The organism is Desulfomarina sp., from assembly GCF_054039375.1.
Genome location: NZ_JBPLBA010000129.1, coordinates 1 through 5,333, shown reverse-complemented (window position 1 = coordinate 5,333; position 5,333 = coordinate 1). Strand labels below are relative to the sequence as shown.

Sequence of the window (5,333 nt, the reverse complement as noted above, 5' to 3'; positions counted from 1 at the left end):
GCGGGGCTCCTACAGGCACGTGTATCAAATTTGGGTTGTGAGCAAGGCCTGCTTTTGTGGCTTACCCCTGAATTTTGCAGCAAAAAACAGATGGCGAAGACCTCGGGAAAAGATAACCACTCTCTGTAGGAGCCCTGACCTCAGGGCGATAAATGCTGGTACACAGAAAATTATCGCCCCGGGGGCGGGGCTCCTACAGGCACGTGTATCAAATTTGGGTTGTGAGCAAGGCCTGCTTTTGTGGCTTACCCCTGAATTTTGCAGCAAAAAACAGATGGCGAAGACCTCGGGAAAAGATAACGAAGATTTGTAGGAGCCCTGACCTCAGGGCGATGAAATCACCTATACACACAAGACTCAACACCATGAAACAAGAAACTCCACATCGCAGTGCGGCAATTGTTCTTCTTGCAGCCAGTATCTTTTCCCTGGCTGGCGGGATGATTTTTTTCACCATGAAAATGGCATCCATTACAGACACGATTCCAAAAATCCTGGAGCAGGCGGAAAAGACGGTCTCTGCCATGGAACCTGCTCTGGAAAGTGTGCATGAGATCAGTACACTCATGCCTGAAATTCTGGAAGAAATAAAACAGGCTCGTCAACTTGTGCCTGTCGGGCTTGAAGAATCACGGCAGATTCGGCAAACGATTGGTCCGGCAGTGAATGAACTTACAAAAACGAGAAAACTGGTTCCACAAATTTTACAGGAAGTCCAAATCATACGATCTCAGATCCCGGCCATCCTGGCTGCCATGGAACAAACCTGTAATGAACTGGAAGAAACACGTACTTTGGTTCCTGTCATCCTTAAAGAAATCCGCACGACCCGGGAAGCCGTTCCGGCCATGCTCAGACAGGCAGATGGTATTGTAAAAAATGCAAAAAAAACAGGGCAACAGGCCAGTGAAGGGGCAATGACCGGAATTTTTACAGGAATTGTAAAAACACCGTTTTCTCTTGTTGGCGGACTTGGAGAATCACTTGGAAGAATACTTACAGGGACTTCAACAGCTGAATATAATCAGGATACACGTTTGTTACAGCCCCTTGTCGAATCCCTTTTGGCCAAGGGAGAAGTCGGTGATTCACTTTCTTCCGACAACCCGGCAAACGGCCGCATAGGCAGTGTCACCTTGATAACTCTTTCTACCCGGCACAACAAACCCTGCAAAACCCTGCGTTTGGAAATACGTCAGGGAAAAACGCTTCTCATAAAAAAGATGGTCACGGCAGTACAAGACAACACATCCACCTGGGATATAGTAAATGAATAATTCAAAACAGTCGCGGAGCACTCCCCTCGCCTACATATCCTCTGTCTATTCTGGAGAGACAATGCTGCAATTTATCAACGTTCTGAAATCAAGTAATATTCTTCTGGCTTCTTTGTGTACCATAGCACTCTTCATGAATGGATGCTCCTCGGTGTACGTTCCGTATCCCGTAGGAGACCGGATTCCTGATTATTCCCTCAACGGGACGGATACCAGGCTTGCCAGACTCTTTGCCGATGACATTGCATCTCACCCTGAATTATCAGGGGCCTTTCTCCTGGACCAGGGAGAAGAGGCCCTGCTCTGGCGGGGAGCACTGACCGATCTTGCTGAAAAGAGTATTGATATCCAGACATTTATCTGGAGCGATGATACTGTCGGTACCATCGGGGCTGCCCGTCTCCTGCAGGCTGCCCAGCGGGGTGTTCGAATCAGGGTAATTGTGGACTTTGTCACCCTGGAAGTGGACAGTGATTATCTGGTTATGCTCAATGATCACCCCAACATCACCATACGGCTCTACAATCCTTATCCCGGTCTGGATGCACCATTGGGCCTTCGGGTTGCCGGAGGAAGTATTGCTTCATTTAAGCGCTTTAATCGCAGAATGCATAACAAAATATTTCTCGTTGACGGTACGGTGCTGGTAATAGGGGGTCGTAACAACGCAGATGAGTACTATGACATGCACGAATCCATGAATTTCCGGGATCGTGATGTACTGGTGATTGGAGACATTCTCGACAAGGCCGGAAAGGGCTTTGATGATTACTGGAACAGTACCTGGTCGGTTGATCTCAGTCAGGTTTGCCCCAGAAAGATTAACCGGGAGAAACGGCAAGCCTATTTCAAAGAGCTTATCGCCTTTGCCGATGACCCTGTCCATTTTCCACCCCGATTCACCACAGCCCTGGAAACAACCCGGCAGGCACTGTTGGCGCTTCCCGGACAGCTCTTCTGGGGGAAGGCTGATGTTACCTATGATATACCCGGCAAAAACGGTCGGATTCTCAGCCTGCACGGCTACAGTAAAACCGGTGATTTTCTCACCCGGACTTTTCTTGAAGCCCAAAGCCAGATTCTCGTGGAAACCCCCTATATGATCACCATGCCAGGCACATTGGAACTCTTTGAAAATCTGCATAAACGCGGGGTTAAGATCAGTATCCTAACCGACTCGGTGGCATCTGCAGAGGGGGATGCCGTCTTTGCCGGTTACAAACAACATCGACGAAGTATCCTGAGACGGGGGGTGACTCTGTATGAACTCCGCCCTGACCCGGCATTCAGAAAACAACTTTTCCCCCGGTTTTCAGGGCTGAACAAAATCCCTGAAATCAGCTTGCATGCTAAAACTGCGGTGATAGATCAACATATCGTTCTTATTGGTTCCTTTAACCTGGATCCCCGCTCAACCCATCTCAACACTGAGCATGTATTTCGGATCGACAGCCCTGAGCTTGCCCGGCAGGTTTCTTCCATACTAACCTCGGACATGGACCTGGAAAACTGCTGGCATGTCACCATGGACAGCAAAGAGGCATTAACCTGGGAAACCCGACGGAACGGCAAAACTGAAATATCCTCCAAGGAGCCGGATATATCTTTGTGGGAACGGATACGTTTGTTTTTTCTGTTACTCCTCCCTGTGAATCCTGTTTTGTAGTACAGAAGTGTTGAATCCGCATATTTGATCACGCCATGGCGTGATCAAATATTAACGCAAGCCAATGCAACCACCCTTTTTCAAACTGATCAGTGTTGTTGCTGTAAAGCTTTCATCTTGGGGACAAGCTCGCCGGAAAACCTGTTTCCGTTGAGATAGAGAAGCTCAGGCTTAAACAGCCCGGTATTGAGACTAAAATTCACAATGTTATCCGGGCTGATCGTGGCCCTGCCAAAAATTTTCTCTGTTTCCCAGGTGTAGGCGTTAAAAACCACGTAGGCCAGTTCAGAACAGACAATACGTCGATCTGTTTCCACATTAAAATTATAATCATATTCCTTGCCAACCTGGGCAAATGCCCGTAAAACGGCATCCCGTCGATCATCCATACTCATGGAAACAGGCCTGAGAACACCGAGGTCATCAATGTTGAGAAAATGATCAAGAGAATTAATTTCAACCCCTGGCAAAAGCGCCTCAATGAGGACAGACTTTTTTTCCTCTATTTCCTGATGATACTGCTGCACCAGAGGGTGATTCCAGATGCCAAGTTGTTCAAGATCTTTCTGTCCCCCAATCCATATGGCTACATGGCCCCAGTACCCGGGTATTGTTTTATCTGTTAAACGAAACGGTGTTTTCTCAAGTAAAATATCAAGGGGCTTTAAGTGATTACTAATTATTTGACGCTCCTGACTACTCAGGGCCGTGAGTTTTCCTTTCCGTGTTTCGATAAGTCCGATTACACTGCTGAAACTGCGAACCAGCATAAAGGTCAACGAATCTGAAACATTTTCAACTGTATCTTTCAGTCGAACAGTATACAGCTCAATATTACCGGGTACCAGGCCCAGCCCCTCATGCTTGCTCATTTGGCCATAAATATAGCTTCCCTGGACAAGCAGATTTAAATACTCGTTGTCTTCATCCAAAGAAAGATGAGTACGTTTTTCCCACTGTAACTCCTTTTCAAAAAGGGCAAGGGCCCTGGCTGTACGCTGGTAATTATCCAAATTGAGATAATTCGCCGCAACAGAATCAAGATATTTCCGTACCTGGGCATTATCATAATTCAACAGCTTCCTTGTTTTCTTTATCTCCTGAAAATGAGAAATAACCATCAGGTAATTATCATAGAGTAGAAGGGCCGAGGCAAGACTGAGTTTTGCCTCCTTGATATAGCGCTGCCCTTTCACATCCCGGGGATTAAGGTGGACCACAATCTGTTTTTCAGGGACTTTTTCTTCTTCTGAAAACATTCGTGGATCCGGTTTACTGGTTACAATTGTTGTTGGCTGATTCTCAACAAAGACTACTTCTACGTTGTCATCAGCTGCCCATTCGACAGTATGGAGAATGTCAAGTAAGGGTTGACGGATCTGGCGGTATCTCTCGGTTCCCTGTTCATGCAGCAATATAATATCATGATTGGAATAGAGGTTTTTCTCCTCAATATAGCGATAAAATAATAACGCCTCTGTACGCCACTTAAGTGTTTTGTCTACGAGCTGCTGAAACAATACTATTTTTTGATGAAAATCCGTGGATTGACGTATTTTTTCAGAAATCGTTGATACCACTTCTTCCTTTGGTCCTGCACAACCGGAAATCATCAGCAGGCAGACAAGAAAAAGAATAATTCGCTGCATGAAACACTCCTTAAGTTTGGACAAAGATCATTATCCTGAAATTGAAAATGAAAAACAGGGATTTTTTACCCCCGGAAATACACAAAAAAACCATCCGTCAAAACTTGAAAAAATGAAGCATTCGACAAGCAGACAGCACACCACCTTTTCTGAAAATTCTGATAAAAAACAACATATGGGCACCTTGAAAACATCGGATTTTCGTTCAAGATCAAAAAACAGTAAAAATAGCCGGACAAGTTAACTGTTCTCCAAAAGAAGCAGCATATTCGTCACATGTGAGCATTCTCCTTTGTACTGTAACGCAGGATCGGGCGAGGAAAGCGAGCCTGCGAGACTCCGATAAACAATTTTCCAAGATAGCCAGATGAAAAACATAGCTGAGTATCAGCCGTTTCCCTCATCAGAAAACGATCAAATGTGAATACACATATAAAGTATACTGAAAGTTCTCCATTTGAACAAGCAATGGAGCTGCAGATATCTGTGAAAGCATGAGAATACAGTATAGGATGCCTTGAAAAATTAGATTTTTCGTTCGAGATCAGGGAAGCGTAGACTCCGAGGAACAGTGAAAATAGCCTGACAGCTTGACTGTTTTACGGTAAGTGCAGCATATTAGTCAAATGTGATCATTTTTATTGTCGCTGTGACGCCGTGATCGGACGAAAAAAGCGAGCCTGTGAAACTTGAAAGGCAATTTTTCAAGGTCGCTGGAGCCATCCCACCTGATATTTATTC

General features: G+C 45.6%; 3 protein-coding genes. 2 read left to right on the top strand and 1 reads right to left on the bottom strand.

From position 1 onward, the window contains the following. The first annotated feature begins 365 nt into the window (after positions 1 to 365). The gene (locus ACXLDX_RS07525) at positions 366 to 1,277 is read left to right on the top strand and encodes a hypothetical protein (protein WP_457576573.1); all 912 of its coding nucleotides are present in this window, start codon (positions 366 to 368) and stop codon (positions 1,275 to 1,277) included. Further along, complete coding sequence (locus tag ACXLDX_RS07520) at positions 1,270 to 2,943, top strand: phospholipase D family protein (RefSeq protein WP_457576572.1); 1,674 nt, start codon at positions 1,270 to 1,272, stop codon at positions 2,941 to 2,943. The genes ACXLDX_RS07525 and ACXLDX_RS07520 overlap by 8 nt, the downstream gene beginning before the upstream one ends. A gap of 89 nt (positions 2,944 to 3,032) precedes the next feature. Here the strand turns inward: ACXLDX_RS07520 and ACXLDX_RS07515 are convergent, their stop codons facing one another. Next, complete coding sequence (locus tag ACXLDX_RS07515; RefSeq protein ID WP_457576571.1) at positions 3,033 to 4,592, bottom strand: YiiX/YebB-like N1pC/P60 family cysteine hydrolase; 1,560 nt, start codon at positions 4,590 to 4,592, stop codon at positions 3,033 to 3,035. Between the last annotated feature and the right edge of the window lie 741 nt (positions 4,593 to 5,333).